Annotated in this window: 25 protein-coding genes and 2 tRNA genes; 18 read left to right on the top strand and 9 right to left on the bottom strand. The window is 74.0% G+C overall.

Going from position 1 to position 22,433, the window contains the following annotated elements:
• Positions 1 to 30 precede the first annotated feature (30 nt).
• Positions 31 to 204 (top strand): CsbD family protein, encoded by a 174-nt coding sequence (locus tag ACRYRX_RS15135; protein ID WP_432513036.1) that lies wholly within the window; start codon positions 31 to 33, stop codon positions 202 to 204.
• Here the strand turns inward: ACRYRX_RS15135 and ACRYRX_RS15130 are convergent.
• Positions 201 to 1,178 carry an NAD-dependent epimerase/dehydratase family protein gene (locus tag ACRYRX_RS15130; RefSeq protein WP_432513035.1) on the bottom strand — a complete coding sequence of 326 codons (978 nt, stop codon included), beginning with the start codon at positions 1,176 to 1,178 and terminating at the stop codon, positions 201 to 203. The two genes, ACRYRX_RS15135 and ACRYRX_RS15130, sit on opposite strands and share 4 nt — an antisense overlap.
• A gap of 109 nt (positions 1,179 to 1,287) precedes the next feature.
• Between ACRYRX_RS15130 and ACRYRX_RS15125 the strand changes: the two genes are divergently transcribed.
• The 3 genes from ACRYRX_RS15125 to ACRYRX_RS15115 all read left to right on the top strand — a co-directional run bounded on the left by ACRYRX_RS15125 (position 1,288) and on the right by ACRYRX_RS15115 (position 4,095).
• Entirely contained in the window at positions 1,288 to 1,554 is a 267-nt protein-coding gene (locus ACRYRX_RS15125; protein ID WP_432513033.1) for a hypothetical protein, read from the top strand.
• A 263-nt stretch (positions 1,555 to 1,817) separates the two neighbouring features.
• Positions 1,818 to 3,233, top strand: coding sequence for a DNA-binding protein (locus ACRYRX_RS15120; protein ID WP_432513031.1), 1,416 nt, complete (start codon positions 1,818 to 1,820; stop codon positions 3,231 to 3,233).
• 133 nt (positions 3,234 to 3,366) lie between these two features.
• On the top strand, positions 3,367 to 4,095 hold the full coding sequence (locus ACRYRX_RS15115; protein ID WP_432513030.1) for a hypothetical protein: 729 nt from the start codon (positions 3,367 to 3,369) through the stop codon (positions 4,093 to 4,095).
• Positions 4,096 to 4,164: 69 nt separating this feature from the next.
• On the opposite strand, the gene ACRYRX_RS15110 is transcribed toward ACRYRX_RS15115, so the two are convergent.
• Positions 4,165 to 4,235, bottom strand: a tRNA-Gly gene (locus tag ACRYRX_RS15110).
• A gap of 75 nt (positions 4,236 to 4,310) precedes the next feature.
• On the opposite strand from ACRYRX_RS15110, the gene dcd reads away from it, so the two are divergent.
• The 5 genes from dcd to ACRYRX_RS15085 all read left to right on the top strand — a co-directional run bounded on the left by dcd (position 4,311) and on the right by ACRYRX_RS15085 (position 8,905).
• Positions 4,311 to 4,886 (top strand): dCTP deaminase, encoded by a 576-nt coding sequence (gene dcd / locus ACRYRX_RS15105; protein WP_432513029.1) that lies wholly within the window; start codon positions 4,311 to 4,313, stop codon positions 4,884 to 4,886.
• Between the two features lie 82 nt (positions 4,887 to 4,968).
• Positions 4,969 to 6,276 (top strand): EAL and HDOD domain-containing protein, encoded by a 1,308-nt coding sequence (locus tag ACRYRX_RS15100; protein WP_432513028.1) that lies wholly within the window; start codon positions 4,969 to 4,971, stop codon positions 6,274 to 6,276.
• A gap of 55 nt (positions 6,277 to 6,331) precedes the next feature.
• Positions 6,332 to 6,787, top strand: coding sequence for an ankyrin repeat domain-containing protein (locus ACRYRX_RS15095; protein WP_432513026.1), 456 nt, complete (start codon positions 6,332 to 6,334; stop codon positions 6,785 to 6,787).
• 47 nt (positions 6,788 to 6,834) lie between these two features.
• Complete coding sequence (locus tag ACRYRX_RS15090) at positions 6,835 to 8,232, top strand: TrkH family potassium uptake protein (RefSeq protein WP_432513025.1); 1,398 nt, start codon at positions 6,835 to 6,837, stop codon at positions 8,230 to 8,232.
• Between the two features lie 31 nt (positions 8,233 to 8,263).
• Positions 8,264 to 8,905, top strand: coding sequence for a potassium channel family protein (locus ACRYRX_RS15085; protein ID WP_432513023.1), 642 nt, complete (start codon positions 8,264 to 8,266; stop codon positions 8,903 to 8,905).
• Between the two features lie 25 nt (positions 8,906 to 8,930).
• On the opposite strand, the gene ACRYRX_RS15080 is transcribed toward ACRYRX_RS15085, so the two are convergent.
• Complete coding sequence (locus tag ACRYRX_RS15080) at positions 8,931 to 9,116, bottom strand: hypothetical protein (RefSeq protein WP_432513022.1); 186 nt, start codon at positions 9,114 to 9,116, stop codon at positions 8,931 to 8,933.
• A gap of 72 nt (positions 9,117 to 9,188) precedes the next feature.
• On the opposite strand from ACRYRX_RS15080, the gene ACRYRX_RS15075 reads away from it, so the two are divergent.
• A complete protein-coding gene (locus tag ACRYRX_RS15075; RefSeq protein WP_432513020.1) occupies positions 9,189 to 10,418 on the top strand; it encodes an MFS transporter in 1,230 nt (409 codons plus the stop codon).
• Between the two features lie 9 nt (positions 10,419 to 10,427).
• Here ACRYRX_RS15075 and ACRYRX_RS15070 read toward each other — a convergent pair whose 3' ends face one another.
• Positions 10,428 to 10,907, bottom strand: a complete 480-nt coding sequence (locus tag ACRYRX_RS15070; RefSeq protein ID WP_432513019.1) for a MarR family winged helix-turn-helix transcriptional regulator — start codon at positions 10,905 to 10,907, stop codon at positions 10,428 to 10,430.
• Between the two features lie 135 nt (positions 10,908 to 11,042).
• Here ACRYRX_RS15070 and ACRYRX_RS15065 point away from each other — a divergent pair, with 135 nt between their 5' ends.
• Both ACRYRX_RS15065 and ACRYRX_RS15060 read left to right on the top strand, forming a co-directional pair.
• Positions 11,043 to 11,288: a DUF2630 family protein gene (locus ACRYRX_RS15065; protein ID WP_432513017.1), complete on the top strand. Its 246-nt coding sequence runs from the start codon at positions 11,043 to 11,045 to the stop codon at positions 11,286 to 11,288.
• 45 nt (positions 11,289 to 11,333) lie between these two features.
• The gene (locus tag ACRYRX_RS15060; RefSeq protein ID WP_432513015.1) at positions 11,334 to 12,089 is read left to right on the top strand and encodes an SDR family oxidoreductase; all 756 of its coding nucleotides are present in this window, start codon (positions 11,334 to 11,336) and stop codon (positions 12,087 to 12,089) included.
• Positions 12,090 to 12,093: 4 nt separating this feature from the next.
• Here the strand turns inward: ACRYRX_RS15060 and ACRYRX_RS15055 are convergent, their stop codons facing one another.
• Complete coding sequence (locus ACRYRX_RS15055) at positions 12,094 to 12,765, bottom strand: TetR/AcrR family transcriptional regulator (RefSeq protein WP_432513014.1); 672 nt, start codon at positions 12,763 to 12,765, stop codon at positions 12,094 to 12,096.
• A 103-nt stretch (positions 12,766 to 12,868) separates the two neighbouring features.
• On the opposite strand from ACRYRX_RS15055, the gene ACRYRX_RS15050 reads away from it, so the two are divergent.
• From ACRYRX_RS15050 to ACRYRX_RS15040, 3 genes are all read left to right on the top strand, one after another.
• Positions 12,869 to 14,437 carry an MFS transporter gene (locus ACRYRX_RS15050; RefSeq protein ID WP_432513013.1) on the top strand — a complete coding sequence of 523 codons (1,569 nt, stop codon included), beginning with the start codon at positions 12,869 to 12,871 and terminating at the stop codon, positions 14,435 to 14,437.
• 106 nt (positions 14,438 to 14,543) lie between these two features.
• Positions 14,544 to 15,446 (top strand): phosphatidylinositol-specific phospholipase C/glycerophosphodiester phosphodiesterase family protein, encoded by a 903-nt coding sequence (locus ACRYRX_RS15045; RefSeq protein WP_432513011.1) that lies wholly within the window; start codon positions 14,544 to 14,546, stop codon positions 15,444 to 15,446.
• 64 nt (positions 15,447 to 15,510) lie between these two features.
• Positions 15,511 to 16,335, top strand: a complete 825-nt coding sequence (locus ACRYRX_RS15040) for an IclR family transcriptional regulator (RefSeq protein ID WP_432513009.1) — start codon at positions 15,511 to 15,513, stop codon at positions 16,333 to 16,335.
• Positions 16,336 to 16,347: 12 nt separating this feature from the next.
• Here ACRYRX_RS15040 and ACRYRX_RS15035 read toward each other — a convergent pair whose 3' ends face one another.
• Positions 16,348 to 17,133: an acetoin reductase gene (locus ACRYRX_RS15035; RefSeq protein WP_432513007.1), complete on the bottom strand. Its 786-nt coding sequence runs from the start codon at positions 17,131 to 17,133 to the stop codon at positions 16,348 to 16,350.
• 210 nt (positions 17,134 to 17,343) lie between these two features.
• Between ACRYRX_RS15035 and ACRYRX_RS15030 the strand changes: the two genes are divergently transcribed.
• Together ACRYRX_RS15030 and ACRYRX_RS15025 are read left to right on the top strand one after the other, a co-directional pair.
• Positions 17,344 to 17,946 carry a ClpP family protease gene (locus ACRYRX_RS15030; protein WP_432513006.1) on the top strand — a complete coding sequence of 201 codons (603 nt, stop codon included), beginning with the start codon at positions 17,344 to 17,346 and terminating at the stop codon, positions 17,944 to 17,946.
• Positions 17,946 to 18,542, top strand: a complete 597-nt coding sequence (locus ACRYRX_RS15025) for a ClpP family protease (protein WP_432513004.1) — start codon at positions 17,946 to 17,948, stop codon at positions 18,540 to 18,542. Before ACRYRX_RS15030 ends, ACRYRX_RS15025 begins: the two co-directional genes overlap by 1 nt.
• An 87-nt stretch (positions 18,543 to 18,629) precedes the next feature.
• On the opposite strand, the gene ACRYRX_RS15020 is transcribed toward ACRYRX_RS15025, so the two are convergent.
• The 3 genes from ACRYRX_RS15020 to ACRYRX_RS15010 form a co-directional block, all read right to left on the bottom strand.
• Positions 18,630 to 18,998: a helix-turn-helix domain-containing protein gene (locus ACRYRX_RS15020; protein ID WP_432513002.1), complete on the bottom strand. Its 369-nt coding sequence runs from the start codon at positions 18,996 to 18,998 to the stop codon at positions 18,630 to 18,632.
• Positions 18,999 to 19,102: 104 nt separating this feature from the next.
• A complete protein-coding gene (locus ACRYRX_RS15015; RefSeq protein WP_432513001.1) occupies positions 19,103 to 20,650 on the bottom strand; it encodes a methyl-accepting chemotaxis protein in 1,548 nt (515 codons plus the stop codon).
• Positions 20,651 to 20,837: 187 nt separating this feature from the next.
• Positions 20,838 to 20,910: transfer RNA gene (locus ACRYRX_RS15010), tRNA-Glu, on the bottom strand.
• Between the two features lie 169 nt (positions 20,911 to 21,079).
• On the opposite strand from ACRYRX_RS15010, the gene ACRYRX_RS15005 reads away from it, so the two are divergent.
• Positions 21,080 to 22,411 carry a sensor histidine kinase gene (locus tag ACRYRX_RS15005; protein WP_432512999.1) on the top strand — a complete coding sequence of 444 codons (1,332 nt, stop codon included), beginning with the start codon at positions 21,080 to 21,082 and terminating at the stop codon, positions 22,409 to 22,411.
• Positions 22,412 to 22,433: the final 22 nt, after the last annotated feature.

Genomic DNA, 22,433 nt, shown 5'->3' with positions numbered 1-22,433 from the left:
AGACCCCCGGTCGCGAGGGTTGGAGGAACGATGAGCGCCAGCGACAAGATCGGGAACGCCGCGCAGGACCTCGCCGGGAAGGCGAAGGAAGCCGCCGGCGGCGCGAAGGACGACGAGGCCCTGCGCCGCGAGGGTCAGAAGGACCAGGCCGCGGCCGACCTCAAGCAGCGCGGCGAGCACCTCAAGGACGCCTTCAAGGGCTAGCCGAACCGCTCCACCAGCCGGTCCTGCAGGGCGTCGACGACGGGGTCGACGACCTGCAGGTCCGGGTGCGCGTCGTGGTGCGCGACGATCTCCCGCGCCCCTCGCGCGAACGTCGTCGTGGCCGCGAAGCCCGGCACGAACCTCTTCAGCTTGGTGTTGTCGAAGACCACCGAGTGCGCCTTGTCCCCCAGCAGGCTCGGGCCCCGCTCGGGGGCCTCCCGGGCCAGGACGTCGCTGGGGACGTGGACGATCCGGGGGTCGGGGACCCCGGCGGCCGCCGCGAGGCGACGGGTGATCCCGTCCCAGGTGAGGACCTCGTCGCCGGTCAGGTGCACGACGTCCCCGATCGTGGCGGGCTCGCCGAGCAGGGGGACGAACCCGCGCGCGAAGTCGGTGTGGTGGGTGAGGACCCACGTGGAGGTGCCGTCGCCGTGGACGACGACGGGCTTCCCCCGGCGCAGCCGGTCGATCGCGGTCCAGCCGCCGTCGAGGGGGATGCTGGTCCGGTCGTAGGTGTGGCTGGGCCGGACGACGAACGCGGGGAACCCCGTGTCGCGCCACGCGCGCGCCAGCAGGTCCTCGCAGGCGATCTTGTCGCGCGAGTACGCCCAGAACGGGTTGCGCAGCGGCGTCGACTCGGTGATCGGCAGGTGCGCGACGGGTTTGGCGTAGGCGCTGGCGCTGGAGACGAACACGTACTGCCCGGTGCGGCCGCTGAACAGCTCGACGTCGGCGGCGACGTGGTCGGGGGTGAACGCCACGAAGTCGACGACGGCGTCGAACTCCTCCCCGCGCAGCGCCTCCCGGACGGCGGCGGGGTCGCGGACGTCGGCGGTCAGCGACCGCGCCCCCTCCGGCAGCGGGCGCCGGCCCGTGCCGCGGTTCAGGACGGTGAGGTCGATCCCGGAGCGGACCGCGAGGTCGGCGCAGGCCGAGCTGATGATCCCGGTGCCACCGATGAACAGGACGCGCACGCCACTCCCCCGTCTGCCTCGTCGCCGACGCCACCGTCGGCTGCGCCCGACCCTACGGGCGGGCCGGTCCCACCGCGCGGCCGGTGGCGCGCGGCCGCACAGTGGCCGGATGAGCGAGCAGAGCAGCGACCACGTGGACCCGCGGGACAACGCCGAGGTGCGGGCCGTGCAGGAGCACGGCAGCCGGGAGAACGCGCGGGCGTCGGGCTCGGGCCCGCTGCCGAGCCCGGCGCGCGACCCGCAGGACCCCCTGGGCCTGGCCGACGACGCGGCCGACGGCACCGGGCAGGGCGACCCGACGGCGGGGGTGCGGATCAGCGAGGAGGACGCCGCGGACGCCGTCCCGGCCGACGACGGCCCGGAGGGCACCCGCTGAGCGCACCGGCACGACGAAGGCCCCGGTCCAGCGGACCGGGGCCTTCGGGCGGAGCGGGTGACGAGTGCTGAACGGGTGGGCTCTCCCGAGCGGTGCGGCCCGGCTGACGAGCCTGAGGTCCTCGGTGGGCCCGGAACGCGGTGAGGTCACCGCGTGAAGCACTGAGCGACGTCCTGGTGGACCGTCACCGACCTCGACCGCTGGCCGTGATCGACGACCCCCACGGATACGCTGCGGCGCAGATCGCCGAGAGGGGCACTCCGATGGACCACTTGTTCGTCGTCGACGGCAGCGCGGCGACGCCCGCGGTGGACACCGACCTGCCGGCGGAGAACCTGCACGAGCGGCAGCACCTGCAGGAGTGGGTCATCAGTCACCCGCAGGTGCTGGGCGATGACGTGCTCGTCGTGACGGCGGAGTACGACCGGTGGGCCTCGGAGAGCGACGGCACCAGCGCACGCGACCGTCTCGACGTCCTCGGCATCGACGCCTCGGGCCGCCTCGTCGTCGCAGAGCTGAAGCGTGGCAGCGCGGAGCGGAACATCCACCTGCAGGCCATCACCTACGCGGCGCTGGTGTCCAGGTTCACCCTCGACACCCTCGCGGCGGCCCACAGCGACTTCCTGACCCGTCGGGGGGAACTGGTCGGCGTCGAGACGGCACGGGACCGGTTGCTCGCCCACGTGGACGGTGAGCTCGTGCCGGAGGTCCTGCGCCGTCCCCGTCTGGTCCTGCTGGCGTCGTCCTTCCCCAAGCAGGTGACGCACAGCGTCGTGTGGCTGTCCGAGATGAGCATCGACATCGACCTGGTCCAGGTCAGGTTGTGGCGGGTCGGGGAGCAGCTGGTGGCGGGCTTCACCAAGCTGTACCCGACCCCGGAGGTGGAGGAGTTCACGCTCGCCCCCGCGCGGGAAGAAGCCGCCACGGTGATCCAGAAGGCGGAGCAACGGTCACGAGCCAAGAACGCCGTCCACTCGATCGTGGAGACCGGCGTCCTCCCTGATGGCACCGTTCTCCTCCTCGAACCGGGCAGCGGTGTCACCGAGGAGCAACGCACCGCCATCGCGACGTGGGCCGCTGAGGAGCCCGCTCGCCTCCGGGTCCGGTGGCGCAACAACACGGCCAAGCCGTTGACGTGGGACAAGGACGCGGTGTCCTACAGCGCGACGGGACTGGCTGAGGAGGTGTGCCGGCAGGTCCTGGACCGGGACCTCACCGGCATCCAGGGGACGACGTGGTGGGTCGTCGCTGACGAGCAGGACGTCCCAGCGGCCAACGGCCAGGACTGGTCGGTCCTGGCGGGCCGGAACCTCGTCGACCTGTCCAGCGAGGTCCGGGACCAGGGACGGGACTGGTCCGACCTGCACGCGATCCTGAAGGCGCTTCCGCCGAACCGGTGGACGACGTACGGAGACCTGGCGACCGTCATCGGCAGCGGTGCGATGGCTGTCGGCGCGCACGTCTCCAGCTGTCGGCAGTGCACAGGGCCGTGGCGGGTGCTGCGGGCGAGGGGCACGGTCAGCCCCGGGTTCACGTGGAGCGATCCGTCGCGCACCGACTCCGTGACCGACGTGCTCACCGCAGCCGGCATCACCTTCTCCGGGGAGCACGCCGATCCGGATCAGCGAGCCGATGCCACGATGCTGCGCTCGCTCGTCGACCTCGACGGCAGCGCGTGACAGTCGACGACCCCGTGGCAGCTGCCGGACTGCGGGCAAGAAAAAACCCCGGCTGCGTGCCGACTCGAGTTCGACAGAGGCGTACGCCGGGGACTGCCCGACCAAGGTAACCCCGCACGAAGGGAAGCGTCCAGTGGACCTGTCGGCCGAGCAGGTCGCGGCGTTGACGCGCTCCATCTCCCCCGTCCGGTTGGGCACCTACCTCACCGCCGCTGGCGGTAGCGAGTCCGGGGCGCTGGACCTCTACCTGTGGGACCGCCGGCTGTCGGTGGCCTTCCTCGCCGACCTGGCCCTGCTGGAGGTCGCACTGCGCAACGCGATGAACGCCCGCCTGACGTCGCGGTGGGGAGCCGAGTGGTTCGCCGACCTGTCGGTGCCTCTGGACGACCGCTCCTCCCGGCAGCTCGCCGAGGCCTGGAGCCGGATCAGCGGCGAGAAGACACCTGGCCGGGTCGTCGCGCAGTGCATGTTCGGCTTCTGGCGGGGTCTGCTCGACAAGGGCGACCACGTCGGCCGGCCTCCCCGTCGCGTCCGCAGCGACTACGAGGTCCTGTGGCGCGGCGTCCTGGACAAGGCGTTCCCCGGCGGCAAGGCGCAGGCCCGTGCGGATGGCCTGCGGTGGGAGCGGGCCTACGCCCTGGCCGTCGTGTCGCGCATCAACGACCTGCGCAACCGCGTCGCCCACCACGAGCCCCTCGTCAACGGCTTCCCGCTGTCCGGGCAGAACCGCCGGGTGAGCCCGGAGCAGGCGTACGCCGACTGTCTGCGACTCGCCGCCATGCTGGACCGGGACCTGCACGCTCTGCTGGTGGCGCGCTCCGACGTGCCCGCCGTCCTCACCGCACGCCCTACGGGCACGTAGCGGGCACGGTTGCGCCGGACCCCGCACACGACGAAGGCCCCGGTCCAGCGGACCGGGGCCTTCGGGCGGAGCGGGTGACGAGAATCGAACTCGCACTATCAGCTTGGGAAGCTGAAGTTCTACCATTGAACTACACCCGCGCACCCCTGCGAGCAGGAGCGGGACCACTGTACCGGACCCCGGGGGGTGCTCGCACCGGCGGTACCCTCACGCCCGTGCTGCTCTCCGACCGCGACATCCGCGCCCAGCTCGAGTCCGGCCGCGTCGGGCTGGAGCCGTTCGACCCGTCGATGGTCCAGCCCAGCAGCGTCGACGTGCGGCTGGACCGCTTCTTCCGCCTCTTCGACAACCACAAGTACTCGGTCATCGACCCGGCGCAGGAGCAGCCCGACCTGACCCGCCTGGTCGAGACGGCACCGGACGAGGCGTTCATCCTGCACCCGGGCGAGTTCGTGCTGGGCTCGACGTACGAGGTCGTGTCGCTGCCCGACGACATCTCGGCGCGGCTGGAGGGCAAGAGCAGCCTGGGCCGGCTGGGGCTGCTGACGCACTCGACGGCCGGGTTCATCGACGCGGGCTTCTCGGGCCACGTGACGCTGGAGCTGTCGAACGTCGCGACGCTGCCGATCACGCTGTGGCCGGGGATGAAGATCGGCCAGCTGTGCTTCTTCCAGCTGTCCTCCCCCGCGCAGGACCCGTACGGCAGCGACGCCTCGGGCTCGCGCTACCAGGGGCAGCGGGGGCCCACGCCGAGCCGTTCGGCGCTGCACTTCCACCGCACGAGGGTCTGAGCTCCCCGTTCGGCCCAGTGCGCGGGGGCGAACGCTTCAGGTGCGGGCCGCGGACGCCGTTGTCACGGGGGTGGCAGCTGCGGTGAGGACCGACGAGGGGGGCGCGGGAGCGCGCCCGGCCTCCAGCGCGCCCCCGGCCGCGCGCGGCGACTCCCCCCGGGGGGAGGACGTGGGTGCGCTCGCACCGGTCCGGGTGGGCCGGCAGGGCATCTACGACGCCGACCGCGCCCTGGTCGCGTACGAGCTGCTGTTCCGCAACCACGGCGGCACCAGCGCGCAGCTGGCGGAGGGCTCCGAGCAGGACCACGCGACGTCGCAGGTCATCAGCGCGACCTTCGGCGACTTCGGCGTCGAGCAGATCGCGGGTGACCGGCTGCTGTTCCTCAACCTGACCCGCCCGTTCTTCACCGGCGAGCTGCCGATGCCGTGCTCCCCGCAGCAGGTGGTGCTGGAGCTGCTGGAGAACGTGGTCGTCGACGAGGAGGTCCTGGCGGGCCTGGCCCGGTTGCGGGAGCTGGGGTACCGGATCGCCGTGGACGACTTCAACGGCGAGGAGTCGCGGCTGCCGGCGCTGGCGCTGGCCGACTACGTGAAGATCGACCTGGAGGCGTCGGGGGAGGACTTCGAGCGCGTCCTGGCGGTGGCCCGCGAGCACGCCCCGTCGGCCCTGGTGGTCGTGGAGCGCATCGAGGACGACGCGATGTTCGCCCGGTGCCTGGAGGCGGGCGCCGACCTGTTCCAGGGGTACGGGCTGCAGCGGCCGGTGACGCTGGAGGTGGTGAGCCTGACGCCGTCGCAGCTGGTGTGCCTGCGGCTGGTGCGGGCGCTGACGGGGGCCGAGGCCCCGATCCGGGAGATCGAGGAGCTGGTGGCCTCCGACCCGGCGCTGAGCCTGCGGGTGCTGAGGACGGTGTCCTCGGTGGCGCACGGCGCGCGCGGGGAGATCCGGTCGTTGCGGCAGGCGATCGTCCTGCTGGGTCCCCGGCAGCTGTGCTCGTGGGTGGTGCTGATGCTGCTCGGCGGGGTGACGACGGTGGACACCGAGTCCTTGACGATGGTGCTGACGCGGGCGGCGGCGGTGTCGCGGCTGGCCGACGACGACGCGGACCTGGGGTACACGGTGGGGCTGCTGTCGGGGCTGGCGAGCGTGCTGGGGATGGCCGACGAGGAGCTGGTGGCGACCACGGGCGTGGCGCAGTCGGTGCGGACGGCGCTGGTGAGCCGGCGCGGTGCGGCGGGGCGGGCGCTGCAGGCGGTGCTGGCGTACGAGGAGGACGAGCCGTTCGTCATCTCGAACGCGGGGCACGCGGTGTACGAGGTCTCCCGCGCCTATTTGGCTGCTCTCAGTGGCGCAATGGTGACTGTGGGTGCAATCTTGGAGCGTCCCTGAGCCGGGACACGTCACCGGGGTGCGCCCGCGAGCGCCCCGGACCTACGCTGGCGCGGTGACCGGGAACCGGGAGGACCTGCCGGACGGCTCGACCACCGAGCCCGCGGGTCCTGCCGACGACGGCGAGGCGCGGGCCCTCGAACTGGCCCACCGGGTCTTCGAGCACGCCCGCAACGGCCGGGTCCGCGAGCTGTGCGGCTACCTGGACCTGGGGATCCCGGTGAACTCCACCGACCGCGACGGCAACTCCCTGGTGATGCTCGCCGCCTACCACGGCCACCCGCGCACGGTCCTGGCCCTGCTCGAGCGCGGGGCCGACCCCGACCGCACGAACGCCCGGGGCCAGACCCCGCTGACGGGCGCGGTGTTCAAGGGCGAGCTGGAGGTCGTGGCCGCCCTCGTCGCCGCCGACGCCGACCCCTACCTGGGGTCCCCCAACGCCCTGGAGTCGGCCCGGTTCTTCGGCCGCGACGACCTGCTGGACCTGCTGGAGGTCCCCGAGGTCGACTGAACCGGGCCGCCCGTCCCCCCGGCCCTCGGTAGCCTGATCCGGTCGGCGTGATCGCGTCGTCCCCGAAGACGCACCGCCGGAGGCCGTACGTGGAGCAGGTCCGGGCCCGGCGCCGCCCGCTCGTGGTGCGGCACCCCGCCCAGGTCGTCGCGCTGGGGTTCACCGCCGCCGTCCTGCTCGGGACCGCGCTGCTGTCGCTGCCGGTGGCCCGCCGCGGCGCGGGCGCGGCGGCGTCCGTCGACGCCCTGTTCACCGCGGTCAGCGCGTTGTGCGTCACGGGGCACGTCGTCGTCGACACCCGTGAGCACTGGTCCACCTTCGGCCTCGTCGTCATCCTGGCGCTGGCCCAGGTCGGCGGCTTCGGGATCATGACGTCGGCGTCCCTGCTGGGCGTGTTCGCCTCCCGCCGGCTGGGCCTGCGCTCGCGGATGCTCACCGCGACCGAGTCGCGCGGCCTCGACCTCGGCGACGTCCGCAGCGTCCTGCTCGGCGTCGTGCGCGTCTCCGTCGTCGTCGAGCTGGTGACGGCCGTGCTGCTGACCTCCCGCCTGCTCCTCGGGTACGACCGCAGCCTCCCGGCGGCGGCCTGGGAGGGCGTCTTCCTGGCGGTCTCGTCCTTCAACAACGCAGGCTTCGCGCTGCGCTCGGACAGCATGACCGCCTTCGTCGCCGACCCCTGGATGTGCCTGCCGGTGGTGGCGGCCTCCTTCCTCGGCGGTCTGGGCTTCCCGGTGCTGCTGGAGCTGCGCAAGCAGTTCCGGTCCCCGCAGCGCTGGTCGCTGCACACGCGGCTGACGCTGGTCACGACCGTGCCCCTGCTGGTCGTCGGCACCTTCTTCCTGACGATCAACGAGTGGCGCAACCCGGCCACGCTGGGTGCGCTGGACTGGTGGGCCCGGCCGCTGGCGGGGTTGTTCCAAGCCTCCGCGACGCGCAGCTCCGGCTTCAACTCCATCGACATCACGCAGATGAACGGCGGGTCCTGGCTCGTCATGGACGTGCTGATGTTCATCGGGGGCGGGTCGGCGTCGACGGCCGGCGGGATCAAGGTGACGACGTTCGCGCTGCTCGCCGTGGCCGTCTACGCCGAGTTCCGCGGGGAGGCCACCGTCACCCTGTTCCACCGCCGCGTCTCCGACCGCGTCGTCCGGCAGGCCCTGACGGTGGCGCTGGCCTCGGTGGGCGTGGTGGTCGTCGCGACGATCGTGCTGGTGGAGATGACCCGCGCCCCGCTCGACATGGTGGTGTTCGAGGTGGTGTCGTCGTTCGCGACGGTGGGTCTGAGCTCGGGCCTGCTGGTGCAGCTGCCGGACGCCGGGCAGGTCATCCTGGCCCTGCTCATGTTCCTCGGCCGGATCGGGCCCATCACGCTCGGTGCGGCGCTGGCGCTGCGTGAACGCACGCGGCTGTACGACTACCCGGAAGGAAGGCCGATCATTGGGTAGCAAGCGCTCGGCTCTGGCGAGCCCGCGGTCGGTGGTCGTCATCGGCCTGGGCCGGTTCGGCCGCTCCCTGGCCCTGGAGCTCATGGAGGACGGTCAGGTCGACGTCCTCGGCATCGACAACGACCCCCAGCTCGTCGACGAGCTCGCGGGGTCCCTGACGCACGCCGTGGTCGCCGACTCCACCCGCGAGGAGGCGTTGCGTCAGCTGTCGGTGCACGAGTTCGACCGGGCCGTGGTGGGCATCGGGACGAACCTCGAGGCGAGCATCCTGACGGTCTCGACGTTGCTGCAGTTCGGCATCCGCAACGTGTGGGCCAAGGCGATCAGCGAGTCGCACGCGCGGATCCTGACGCAGCTGGGCGCGCACAAGGTGATCCGCCCCGAGCACGAGATGGGGTTGCGCGTCGCGCACCTCGTCCGGGGCCGGATGCTCGACTACATCGAGTTCGACGACGGCTACGCCATGGTCAAGACCACGCCGCCGACGCCCATCGTGGGCAAGAGCCTGGGCCAGGTGAAGCTGCGCAGCACCTACCGGGTGACGGTCGTGGCGCACCACAAGGCGGGCGACGGGTTCACGTACGCCACCCCGGAGACCGTCCTGGCCGCCGACGACGTGATCATCGTCTCGGGCCAGATCCGCGACGTCGAGGCCTTCAGCGCGCTGTCCTGACCCGGCCGCCGGGTCGGCGGCCGGGTCAGCGGTCCGGGTCGTCCCGGTCGGCGCCGACGGAGTCGTCGTTGTCGCGGCGGTCGACGCCGGGCAGGCGGCGGCGTTCGGGTTCGCCGCGCTCGGCGCGGGTCAGGTCGATCGTGGTGCGCCGGTCGACGCGCCGCCGCCGGTCCGCATCAGCGTGGCTGTCCGTCGCCCGTTCGTCACTCACCGCTCAAGCTCACCACGTCCCGCGGCCCCGTGTCGCGTTGTCCGCGCGGTCGGACGGATTTATAGTGTCCCTATGCAACTAAATAGGGAGCCGAGCCTGCTGAAGCAACCCGTCGCCGTGTGGGCCGTCGCCTTCGCGGCCGTCGTCTCCTTCATGGGCATCGGCCTCGTCGACCCGATCCTGCCCGCCATCGCCGGCCAGCTCGGCGCCACCAAGGCCCAGACGCTGCTGCTGTTCACCTCCTACCTCGGCATCACCGGCCTGGCGATGCTGCTGACCGGCTGGGTCTCCAGCCGCTTCGGGGCCAAGAAGACGCTCATGGCCGGGCTGGCGCTCATCGTCGTCTTCGCCGCCCTCGCCGGGTCCGCCGGGTCCATCGGCCAGATCGTCGGCTTCCGCGCCGGCTGGGGCCTGGGGAACTCGCTGTTCATCGCCACCGCCCTCGCGACCATCGTCGGCGCGGCCAGCGGCGGCACCGCCGCCGCGATCATCCTCTACGAGGCCGCCCTCGGCCTGGGCATCGCCACCGGCCCCCTCCTGGGCGGCCTGCTCGGCGAGGTCTCCTGGCGCGGGCCGTTCTTCGGCACCGCCGCCCTCATGGCCGTCGCGTTCGTCGCCATCGCCACCCTGCTGCCCACCACCCCGCGACCGGCCGTGCGCACCTCCGTCAAGGACCCCGTCCGGGCGCTGCGGCACCCCGGTCTGCGCACCGTCGCGATCACGGCGTTCCTCTACAACGTCGGGTTCTTCACCCTCCTGGCCTACACGCCGTTCGCGCTCGGCATCACCTCCCCCGTCCACCTCGGGCTCGTGTTCTTCGGCTGGGGCGTCTGCCTCGCGCTCGCCTCCGTCGTCCTCGCCCCGCGGCTGCGGCACCGGTTCGGGGCCGCGCCCGTCGTCGCCGGGGTGCTGGCCGCGTTCGCGCTCGTCCTCGCCGTCGAGGCCGTGTTCGTCCACTCGCAGGCCGTCCTCGTCGTCGGCACCGTCGTCGCCGGGATCCCCCTGGGCGTGAACAACACGATCGTCACCGAGCTCGTCATGGAGGTCTCCCCCGTCCCGCGCGCGACGGCGTCGGCGGCCTACTCCTTCGTCCGGTTCCTCGGCGGGGCGATCGCGGCCTGGGCCGCGGGCGAGCTCGGCGAGGTGTTCACCGACTGGTCCCCGTTCGCGCTCGGGGCCGTCGGCGTGCTCGCCGGGCTCCTCGTCCTGCTCGCCGGACGCCGGCACCTCGCCGTCGGGCACGACGGCCCCGCCGCGGGCTCCCCGGCGCAGGCGCAGGCCCTGACCGTCGGCGACGCCTGAACCGGACCGTCAGGCCGGGTACCCCAGCGTCGCCGCCTCGGGCAGGTCGGCGTCGCCCACGGCCCGCGCGAACCGGGCGAACCCCTCGCCCACGGCGGCCCGGTCCTGCGGGCTCATCCGGGACAGCACGGCCTCGAACTCCGCGCGGCGGCGCTCCAGCACCTCCGCCACGAGGACCCGCGCCCGCGCGGTCGGGGCGACGAGCACCTCCCGGCGGGTGTCGGGGTTGTCCTCGCGGGTGACCCACCCGGCCGCGACCAGCCGGTCGACGGCGCGGGTGAACGTGGAGGGGTGGACGCCGATGGCGGCGGCCAGCGCACCGCTGCGCAACGGGCCGCGGGAGCAGATCAGCACCAGGACGCGGTACTGCTGCAGGGTGAGGGATTCCATGGCGCCCGCGAGGGAACGGACGCTGATGCCCACGACGGCACGGGATCCCGCGAGCACGGCTTCGACGTCGTCGTCGACCTGCTGATCGGGTGGTGGCACGCAGCGGATGCTAGTGGCCGCGCCGCGGCGCGCGAGGTGAGTCCGGTCAACTCCCGAACCCCTGCTCCCGGGCCCCTGATCCTGCGTCCCGGACCCGGTCGCGCGCTCCGGCGCGGCGCGGAGCAGGATGCCGCCATGGACGAGCGCGACATCCACCGTCAGATCAACGACCTGGTCGCCACCGAGCACCGCCTGCGCGAGGCGCTGGCGGCCGGTGAGCTGAGCGCCGAGGAGGAGCACGCCCAGCTGCGGGCCGCCGAGGAGGCCCTCGACCAGTGCTGGGACCTGCTGCGCCAGCGCGACGCCCGCCGCGCCGCCGGGCAGGACCCCGACGACGCCGAGGCGCGGCCCGTCAGCGAGGTCGAGCACTACCAGCAGTAGGGAAACCCCTCGCGGGCCACCGGCGACGTCGTCCACAGTGGGGGCGTGACGCGACCGGTGGTGCTCGTGACGGGGGTCGGACGACGGGTCGGCATCGGGGCCGGCATCGCGACCCGGCTGGCCCACGACGGCTGGGACGTCGCGACGAGCCACTGGACCCCCTACGACGACCGGATGCCGTGGGGCCGGCAACCCGACGACCCCGGCCACGTGCACGCGCAGCTGCGCGAGGCCGGGGCCCGCACGGTCGCCGTCCCCGCCGACCTGGCCGACCCCGCGGCTCCCGCGCGGCTGTTCGACGAGGTCGAGGCCGCGCTGGGGCCCGTGACGGCGCTGGTGCTGTGCCACTGCGAGTCGGTGGACTCCTCGATCCTGGACACCACGGTCGAGAGCTTCGACCGGCACGTCGCGGTCAACGCGCGGGCCCCGTGGCTGCTCATCGCGGAGTTCTCCCGGCGCCTGCGCGCCGCCCCGGGCGCCGGGCGGATCGTGGCCCTCACCAGCGACCACACCGTCCACAACCTGCCCTACGGCGCGAGCAAGGGGGCGCTGGACCGGATCGTCCTGGCGGCCGCGCGGGAGCTGCAGGACCAGCGGATCACCGCGAACGTGGTCAACCCCGGGCCGATCGACACCGGCTGGATGGACGAGGAGGTCCGCGCGAGCGGGCTGGCCCGCAACCCGCTGGGCCGGCTCGGCACGCCGCGGGACACCGCGAACCTCGTGGCGTTCCTGCTCTCGGAGCAGGGCGGCTGGATCAACGGTCAGCTGCTGTCCTCCGACGGCGGCTGGAAGGCCTGAGGGGTCAGCGGCCCCCGGCGCGCCGCCTCGGGCTCAGGGCCTCGTGCAGCTCGTCGTCCGACAGCGGCGCCCCGGGCAGCGGGTGGTGGGTGGTCCGGGCGGGGGTCAGGCCGTCCAGCAGGAGACCCAGCGTGCGGCGCCAGTGCTGCGGGCTGGCGGCGCCGCCGATGTCCGCGGCGGCCTGGACGGCGTGCAGGAGGGTGGCGACGTCGGTGCCGGCGACGTCGGGGCGCAGGACGCCGGCGTCGCGGCAGCGGGCGGTGAGCCGTTCGACGCGGGGGCCGAGCTCGGCCCGGGCCAGCGTGACCCCGACCTGCCCGTGCCGGGGGGTCAGGACCGCCTCGCGCAGGCCGCGGTCGGTGGCCATCCGGGCGCTCGCGGCCTCCAGGTAACCGACGAACCCCGCCCACGGGTCGGTCGCGGCGCAGGCGGTCTCGGCCAGACCGACGAGGTCGCGGATGCGCTCCTCGAACAGCGCCTCGACGAGGGCGTCCTTGTCGGCGAAGCGGCGGTAGACGGTGCCCACGCCCAGGCCGGCGTGGTGGGCGACGTCGTCGAGGGTGGCGGCCAGGCCGCGGTCGGCGAAGACCTCGACGGCCGCGGCGAGGATCCGCTGGCGGTTGCGCTCGGCGTCGCGCCGCAGCGGTCGCGGCTCCGGCGCCTCGAGGGTGGTCACCGGCCCATCGTACCCATCAAGAGGAGGTGGCACCTCCGTTTCCGCTGCTACCCTGGACACAGAAGCGGAGAAGTCGTCTCCGCTGAGTGGAGGACAGTCCAGGATGAGCAGCACCGAGCAGGGCCGGCACCTCGCGCCCCTCGACGCGACCGGCCCCACCGGGAGCCGCACCCCCCGCCCGCGCACCAGCCCCGAGGGCCGGCACACCGCACCCGGCCCCACCACCGGACGGGCGCAGTGGGTCGTCCTGGCCGTCCTGTCGCTGGCCCAGCTGATGGTCGTCCTCGACGCCACCATCGTGAACATCGCGCTGCCCACCGCCCAGCACGCGCTCGGGTTCTCCGACGAGGACCGCCAGTGGGTCGTCACCTCCTACGCCCTCGCCTTCGGCAGCCTGCTGCTGCTCGGCGGGCGCCTGTCCGACCTGCTGGGCCGCAAGCCCACGTTCCTCGTCGGCCTCGTCGGCTTCGGCCTGGCCTCCGCCCTCGGCGGCGCCGCGCAGAGCTTCGAGGTCCTCATCGCCGCCCGCGCCCTGCAGGGCGTCTCCGGTGCGCTGCTGGCCCCCGCCGCGCTGTCCCTGCTGACCACCACCTTCACCGACCCCGCCGCGCGCACCAAGGCGTTCGGCATCTTCGGCGGCGTCTCCGGCGCCGGCGGCGGCATCGGCCTGCTGCTCGGCGGCCTGCTCACCGAGCACCTGTCGTGGCGCTGGTGCCTCTACATCAACGTCGTGCTCGCCGTGGTCGCCGTCGTCGCGGGGGCGCTGCTGCTCAAGCACGAGCGCTCCGGCGAGCGCCCCGCCCTCGACTGGGCCGGGACCGCCCTGGCCGTCCTCGGCCTCGTCGGCGTCGTCTACGGCCTGGCGAACGCCGAGTCGAACGGCTGGTCGGCCCCCACCACCTGGGGCTTCCTCGCCGCCGGGCTCGTCCTGCTCGCGGTGTTCTGCTGGTGGCAGACCCGCGCCGCGCACCCGCTGCTGCCGATGCGCGTCGTCCTCGACCGCGACCGCGGGGGCGCGCTCCTCGGCATCGCCGTCGTGGGCGCGGGGATGTTCGGCATCTTCCTGTTCCTGACCTACTACATGACCTCGACGCTGGGGTACTCCCCCGTCCAGACCGGGCTCGGGTTCCTGCCGATGATCGCGGCCATCTCGGTCGCCGCCGGCGTCGTCGGGTCGGTGCTCATGCCCCGCGTCGGCCCCAAACCCCTCACCCCCACCGGTCTGCTGCTGGCCGCGCTCGGCATGGCCTGGCTGACCCGCATCCAGGTCGACTCCGGCTACGCCGGGACGATCCTGCCCGGCCTGGTCGTCACCGGCCTCGGCCTCGGGTTCGTGTTCGCCTCGGCGATGGCGACCGCGACGCTGGGCGTGCAGGCCGCCGACGCCGGGGTCGGCTCGGCGATGGCGAACACCTCCCAGCAGATCGGCGGGTCCATCGGGACCGCCCTGCTGTCCGCCTTCGCCGGCAGCGCGGCGGCGGACTGGATCGCCGGGAACGTCACCGGCGCGCCCACCGCGGCCGACGCCGCGCAGGCCGCCGTCGCCAGCTACCACACCGCGTTCTGGTGGTCGGCGGGCCTGTTCGCCGCCGGCGCCGTCGTGACGCTGCTGCTGCTGCGCCCCGGCGCCCCGGTCGTCGACCCCGACGCCGCACCCGTCATCGCGCACTGACACGGCGCGGTCACGGGCGGTTCACCGCCCGCTCCCGGCAGCGTCGCCGGGGGTTGGGGCGCGCTCCCTAGGTTCGCGGCACCACCGAACCGAGCGGAGAACCCCGATGCGCACCCCCCGTCGCCGTCCCACCCTCGTCCTGGCCCTGGCCGGCGCCGCCGTCCTCCTCCCGCTGGGCGCGGGCGGCGCCGCCGCCACCACCCGCCCCCTCGCGGCCGACCCCGTCGTCCTCGACGCGGCCGCCCCCGTCCAGCCGCTGCGGCAGGCCCACGCGCACAACGACTACGAGCACGAACGCCCGCTGCTCGACGCCCTCGACCGGGGCTTCACCAGCGTCGAGGCCGACGTGTACCTCGTCGACGGGCAGCTCCTGGTCGCCCACGACCCCGAGGACCTCGACCCCTCCCGCACCCTCCAGTCGCTCTACCTGGAACCGCTGGAGGACCTCGCCGAGGCCGGCGGCGGCAGCGTGCACGGCGACGGGGAACCGGTCCAGCTGCTCATCGACGTCAAGGGCGACGCCGTCGCGACCTGGCTGGCGATCGAGGACGTCCTGGCCCAGTACCCCACGACCATGACGTCGTTCACCATGACCGACACCGGCTACGACGCCACCCCCCGCGCGGCGACCGCCGTGATCTCCGGCAACCGCCCGGTCGACCTCATGGCCCGCGACCACCTGCGCTGGTCGGCCTACGACGGCCGCTCGGGGGACCTGCTCAACGGCTCCGACCCCGACTTCATGCCGCTGGTCAGCGACAACTGGGCCAACCAGTTCACCTGGCGCGGGGAGGGCGAGATGCCCGCCGCGGAGCGGAGCAAGCTCGCCGACTTCGTCACCGCCGCCCACCTCGCCGGGCGCGAGGTCCGGTTCTGGAACACCCCCGACACCCCCGGCCCGGCCCGCGACGCCGTCTGGGCCGAGCTCGTGGCCGCGCAGGTGGACCAGATCAACACCGACGACCTCGACGGGTTGCGCGACTTCCTGCTCGCCCAGCCGCAGGCCTGATCCCGCCCCCGCGGTCCGGCGCCCCGCCCTGGACGGACCGGGGTGGGCGCGCCAGACTGCGGGCGTGCTCGACGACGACACCGTGACCGCGGGACCGGCGGCGGGACCGGCGGCGCGGCCCCGGCGGGCCCGGGAGACCGGGGTCGCCACGGTCGAGAAGACCCTGGCGGTCCTCGAGGTGGTCGCCGAGCGCGGCGGCGCCAGCGCCAAGGAGGTCTCGGAGGTCCTGCGGCTGCCGCTGCCGACCACCTACCGCCTGCTGCAGGTCCTCGTCGGCCTGGACTACCTCGTGCACCTGCGCGCCGAGAAGCGCTTCGAGCTGGGCTACAAGCTGGACCGGCTCGGCGTCAGCCTGCACCGCCAGGTCGGCGTCCCCGCCGCGGTGCGGCAGGAGGTCCACCGGCTGCACGAGTCGGTCCGGGCCGCGGCGTACTACGCGGTGTACCGGGGGGCCGACGTCGTCGTCGCCCACGTCGCGGACTCCCCGGCGCACCCGCGGCTGACGCCCATGAGCTTCGGGTTCCACGAGGCCGCGCACGCGACGGCCTTCGGCAAGATCCTGCTCGCCGGGATGCCCGCCGAGGACGCCGCCGAGTACCTGGACGCGCACGGCACCCCGCCGCTGACGCCGACGACGATCACCGACCGGGCCGCGCTGAGCGCCCACCTCGCCGAGGTGTCCCGGCGCGGCCTGGCCTGGGAGCGCGAGGAGTTCGTGCCCGGCGCGGCGTGCGCGGCCGTCGCCGTGCACGGTCCCGCGGGGTCGGTGGTGGGGGCGGTGGCCATCAGCACCGTGGACGGCGAGGTGGACCGCCGCCGGGCCGCCGAGCTCGAACGCGCGCTGCGCGAGAGCGCGAACCGGGTCAGCCGGTGGCTGCGCACCGGCTGACCCGCGGACCGCTCAGGAGAACTGGATCCCGCCGTCGACCAGCATCGTCTGGCCCGTGACGTAGTCGGAGTCCGGGGACGCCAGGAAACTCACCATCTTCGCGACGTCGTCGGGCACCGACACCCGCCCGAGCAGGATCGACTGCGCGTTCTCGGCCAGCGCCTCGCCCTTCTGCTGCCCGTGCTTGGCGGCGAGCTTCTCGTCGATGAGGTCCCACATCGCCGTGCCGACGATGCCGGGGCCGTAGGCGTTGACGGTGATGCCGTGCTCGGCCCACTCCATCGCGGCGGCCTGCGTCAGACCGCGGACGGCCCACTTCGTCGCCGAGTACGGCCCGAGCAGCGCGAACGGCCGGAACGCGACGATCGACGCGGCGCCGATGATCTTCCCGCCGCCGCCCTGGGCGATGAACTGCTTCGCCGCGGCGCGGTAGCCGAAGAACACCCCCTTGACGTTGACGTCGAAGATCTTCTCGAAGTCGGCCGCGTCGTACTCCAGCAGTTCCTCGACCTGCGCGATCCCGGCGTTGGCGACGAACACGTCGAGGTGCCCGCCGGCCTCGACGGCCGCGCGCACCAGCAGCTCGTTCGACTCCTCGCTGGTGACGTCGACCTCGGCGCCGGTGGCGGTGCCCCCGGCGGCCTGGATGGCCTGGACGGTCTCGTCGATGCCTTCCTTCATGACGGGCAGGTCGGCCACCACGACGTGCAGGCCGTCCCGCCCGAGCCGTTCGGCGATCCCTCGCCCGATCCCGCGAGCCGCTCCGGTGACCACCGCGACACGTGCGTCCGAACTCATTCCAGTCCTCCTCGACCAGTCGGGTCTTGCCGTGCGCCGCAGCCAACCCGCCGGTCCGGCACCGGGTCCAGCGCCGTTCTCACCGTGTGAGAAGCCGCCGTTCGCCGGGAGGGGATCTCCTGCGGGCAGAAACCCCTCCCCGTCGCGGGCCGGCGGGACGACGGTGGTGGTGCGGGGACGCCGGTCCCCACCACGGAGAGGAGATCGGACATGACCACCGCCACCCTGGCCGGCCCGTTCGACGACCAGCTGTCGCAGCGCCTGCTGTTCCAGCGGATCGTCGTCCTCGGGCAGGAGGTCGACGACGCGATCGCGAACCGCATCGCCGCCCAGCTGCTGCTGCTGTCGGCCGACGACCCGCGCAGCGACATCGCGCTCTACATCAACTCCCCCGGCGGTTCCATCAGCGCCGGCCTGGCGATCTACGACACGATGCGGCTGATCCCCAACGACGTCTCGACGCTCGTCATGGGGATGGCCGCGAGCATGGGCCAGTTCCTGCTGTGCGCGGGGACCGCGGGCAAGCGCTACGCCCTGCCGCACGCGCGGGTCATGATGCACCAGCCGTCCGGCGGGATCGGCGGCACGGCGGCCGACATCGCGATCCAGGCCGAGAACCTCGCGCACACGAAGGCCACGATGCAGCGGCTCATCGCCGAGCACACCGGCCAGGACGTCGCGACGATCGAGGCCGACTCCCAGCGCGACCGCTGGTTCACCGCCGCGGAGGCGAAGGAGTACGGGCTGGTCGACCACGTGGTCACCGGCGTCTCCGACGTGCGGCTGGGCTCGGCCCGGAAGGTGGGTCTGTGATGGGTTACCCGATCCCGTACGTCGTGGAGACGACCCCGCGCGGGGAACGCACCTCGGACGTGTTCAGCCGGTTGCTGTCGGACCGGATCGTGTTCCTGCACGGGGAGATCGACGACGCGGTCGCGAACGTCGTCATCGCCCAGCTGGTGCACCTGGCCTCGGAGTCCCCGACCGCGGAGATCAGCCTGTACATCAACTCCCCCGGGGGTTCGGCGACGGCGCTGATGGCGGTCTACGACACGGTGCAGTTCATCGCCCCGGACGTCGCGACGTTCTGCGTGGGCCAGGCGGCGTCGGCGGCGGCCGTCCTGCTCGCGGCCGGCGCCCCGGGGAAGCGGTCGGTGCTGGAGCACTCGCGGGTCCTGCTGCACCAGCCGTCCGGGGGTGCGCAGGGCACGGCGGCCGACCTGCAGATCCAGGCGAAGGAGGTGCTGCGGATCCGCTCGGAGATCGAGCAGGTCCTGGCCCGGCACACGGGGCACTCGGTGGAGCGGCTGCGCGCCGACCTCGACCGCGACCTCGTCCTGCCCGGCGCCGAGGCCGTCGCCTACGGCGTCGCGGACCGCGTCATCGCCCCCACCTCCCTGCCCCGCTGACCCACCCGCCGACCCACCCCGGCGATCAAGGACACACGGCGATCGAGGACACGTGAGTCCTTGATCGCCGAGAGGGGTGCGGGGCGGTCAGGCGGCGAGCGAGAGGTGCACGTCGGGGGCGCGGGAGGGGGCTCGGGAGGGGGCCGGGCGCGCCGACCGGACCGGGGCGAGCGGGCGCGCGGGGGCGCTGGTGAGCTCCGTGACGTGCGCGCTGGCCCGCAGCAGCAGGTCGGCCAGGGTCAGGTCCAGCGCGCCGCAGATCGCGGCCAGGACCTCCGAGGACGGCTCCTTGCGCCCGCGCTCGACCTCCGACAGGTACGGCAGGGAGACCCGCGCCGCGTCGGCGACGTCGGACAGCGTCCGGCGCTGCGCGGTGCGCTCGGCGCGCAGGACCGCGCCGAACGCGTTGCGCAGCAGCGGCGCGGGACGCGCGGGGACGAGCACCAGCTTCGGCACGGCAACCTCCGGCGGTCGGTTCCCCCCGACGCTACGCCCGGGGTGGGGCCGCCGCACCGCCGTCCGCTGCGAGCGGACGGCGGTGCGGCGGGTCGGGGGGCGGGTCAGCGACGTCCGTAGGCGGTCGCCATGGCGACCTGCTCCTCGATGACGTCGGAGATCCGGGCCTGCACGGCGTCGAGCTCGTGGATGATCGCGGCGGTCTCGGTGATGCCCGTCGAGACCGACGAGCTGGACGCCTGGATCCCGGCGATCTGCTGCGAGACGCGCTGGGTGGCGTCGGCGGTCTCCCGCGCCAGGTCCTTCACCTCGCTGGCGACGACGGCGAAACCGCGGCCCAGCTCCCCGGCGCGGGCGGCCTCGATGGTCGCGTTGAGGGCCAGCAGGTTCGTCTGGTCGGCGATGCCGGAGATGATCCGGATGACCTCCCCCACGGCGGCCGAGGCGGCGGTCAGCGCGTCGACCTCACCGGTCATGCTCGACGCGCGCCCGTTGGCGGAGTCGGCGACGCGGCCGGCGTCCAGGACGGCGTCGCGCAGGCGGGAGACGGTGTCGAGCAGGGCGGCGGAGTTCGCCGCCTCGTCCTCCACGCGGCGCAGCACGTCCAGGCGCTGGGAGACGAGCTGCTGCACGTTGCGCAGCGACGAGGCCCGGGACTCGGACAGCTCGATGACGTCGGTCGCGAAGAAGTCCATCGTCCCGACCACCTGGCCCTCGGACAGGATCGGGAAGCAGACGCCGGACTTCACCCCGGCGCGCTGGGCCGCGGGCGCGCGCACGCAGTCCGTCACCTCGGCCAGGTCGCGGACGAACACGAGGTCCCGCTGGCGCCAGGCGCGGCCGGACAGCCCGACGCCCTCGGCGAAGCTGGCGGACAGGGTGACGCGGCGGAACTCCTCACCGGCCGACCCGGACTCGACCTTGAACCTCAGGGTGCCGGTGGCGGGGTCCAGCGCCCAGTACGACCCGTACGCCCAGCCGAACGCCTTGCGGACGGTCTCCAGGGCCTTGCGCAGGGCCCCGTCCTGGTCGGCGGCGGCGCCGACCTCGGTGACGACGGTGGTGACGGCGGCGCGGTCGTTCAGCGTCTCCTGGAGCAGGGCGGTGTCGAGCGCGCGGCGGCGGGCGTGGGCGGCGACCCGGGTGATGGCCTGCCACTTCTCGGCGCGGCCGCCGAAGAACGGCAGCTCGGCGACGGCGTAGTACTCGTGGACGGCGACGACCCGGCCGTCCTCCACGACGGGCAGGTGCCCGCCGCTGCCCGCCCCGGCGGCGCGGGCGGCGCGCCAGCGGGGGCAGTCCCGCACCTGCGCGGAGTCGTCGCACTGGACGGGCTGGCGGGTGGAGAGGGCCTTGCCGACGCAGCCGTCACCGGCCCCGGCGGCGACGACGTCCCTGGTGGCGGCCAGCGCCCGGGCGAGCGGGCCGACCTCGGCCGCGAGGTGGAACCGGCCGTCGGGGCCGGGCAGCCAGACGCCGCCGTAGCTGAGGTCGAGGGCCTGGACGAGGGCGCGGACGCAGGCCAGCTGCGCGTCGAGCTCGGTGGTGACACCGGAGTCGAGGGCGGCGAGCACGGCCTCGAGGGACTCGACGTCGCGGGGCACGGGCCCGGCGGGGAACCGGCCGACGGCGGCCTGCTTGCGTCCGAACACTGGTACTCCCCACGACGACACCGGCGGCTCAGGTACTCGGGGTCGTCCCCCCCGGCGGGCGGGGGCGGCAGCCCGGGCGGCTCGCACCGGGTGTGTCGGCGGTCACGGGACCGGTCTTGAGCTCGCGCGACGAGGAGGTGGGGGAAAGGACGAGGCCCCCGGTCGGTGACCGGGGGCCTCGTGCGCGTAGCCCCGACGGGATTCGAACCCGCGCTACCGCCGTGAGAGGGCGGCGTGCTGGGCCGCTACACAACGGGGCCCCAGCGGACAGGTCCCCTCGCGGGAACCGCCGGGGAAGAGTCTACCCGCTGCCGCGGGGTGCGGTGGACCACGGCACCCCCGCGGCGGGCAGGGGTGCGACGGACGCGGGAGACGCCCAGGGACGATCGGGGGACGTGCCGGGCCCGCGGACGTCCCTACGCTGTGGCGGTGAGCACGGTCCCCCCCGCCGACCCGTGGGTGAGTCGCTGGCGGTTCGCGCCCCGCGCGCGCGACGTCCTGGCGGTCCTGACGTCCCTGCTCCTGGGGCTGGCGTGGTTCCGCTCCGCCGTCCTGGGCCCGTCGCGCAGCCAGGTGCAGGGTCCGCCGTCGTTCGCCGAGGCCTTCGGCTGGTGGTCGCAGGTCGGGGTGGGCGACGTCCTCCTCGCGCTCGTCGTCGTCGCGAACTGCGTGGCGCTGTGGTGGCGGCGCAGCCACCCCGTGCTGCTGTGCGTGGTGTCGCTGGCCGTCGCGTTCGTCGTCGCGTTCGACGGGGCGCTGCTGTTCGCGCTGCTGACGCTGGCGGTGCGCCGCCGCGACCGGCTGCTGGTGCTGCTGGCCTCGGTCGGCACGGTGGCGGCGACGACGACGGCCCTGCGCACGACGTACGACGGCGTCGTCGTGGCGCTGACGTTCTCGGTCGTCGCGGTGGCGCTGTGCGTGTTCGTGGGGGCCTTCGTCGGCGCCCGCCGCGACCTGGTCACGTCCCTGCGCGAGCGCGCCGAGCGCGCCGAGCACGAGCAGGTGCTGCGGGCCGACCAGGCCCGGCTGGCCGAGCGCACCCGGATCGCGCGGGAGATGCACGACGTCCTGGCGCACCGCATCTCGCTGGTGGCCCTGCACGCGGGGGGCCTGGAGGTGCGCCCCGACGTGGGCGCGGACCAGGTGGAGGCGACGGCGGCGACGATCCGCGAGACGGCCCGCACGGCGCTGGAGGACCTGCGCCGGGTGCTGGGCGTGCTGCGGGCCCCGAGCACGGTCTCGGCGGCGGAGTCGGCGGCCGAGCTGGCGCCGCAGCCCACGCTGGTGGACGTGCGGCGGCTGGTGGAGTCGACCCGGGAGGCGGGGGTCGCCGCGGAGTTCCGCACCGACGTCCCGGTGCACGCCGAGGTCCCCGCCGAGCTGGGGCGGACGGTCTACCGGGTGGTGCAGGAGGCGCTGACGAACGTCCACAAGCACGCCCCGTCGGCGCAGACGGTGGTCACGGTCTCCGGCGAGGTGGGCCGCGACATGATCGTCTCGGTGGTCAACGCCCCGCCGCGGGGACGGTCGGCGGGGCTGCCCGGCGCCGGGTCGGGTCTGGTCGGGTTGTCCGAGCGGGTGGTGCTGGCCGACGGCACCATCACCTCCGGCCCCGAGCCGGGCGGGGGTTTCGCGGTGCGGGCCCGGCTGCCGTGGCCGGCGCCGGACGACCGCCCGCGGACCGGCGCGTCGGCGGCGTGGACCCCACCGGATGCGAGGATCGTGCGCACCCCGGCGGGTTCGGGCCGGGGGCAGGAGTGAGGTCGAGCGGGTGGACGAGGTG

This window comes from Kineococcus lubricus (genome assembly GCF_050871965.1).
In the GTDB taxonomy this organism is placed as follows: Bacteria; Actinomycetota; Actinomycetes; order Actinomycetales; family Kineococcaceae; genus Kineococcus.
The sequence above is the reverse complement of the archived record's forward strand: the minus strand, read 5'-3'. Positions and strand labels throughout refer to the sequence as shown.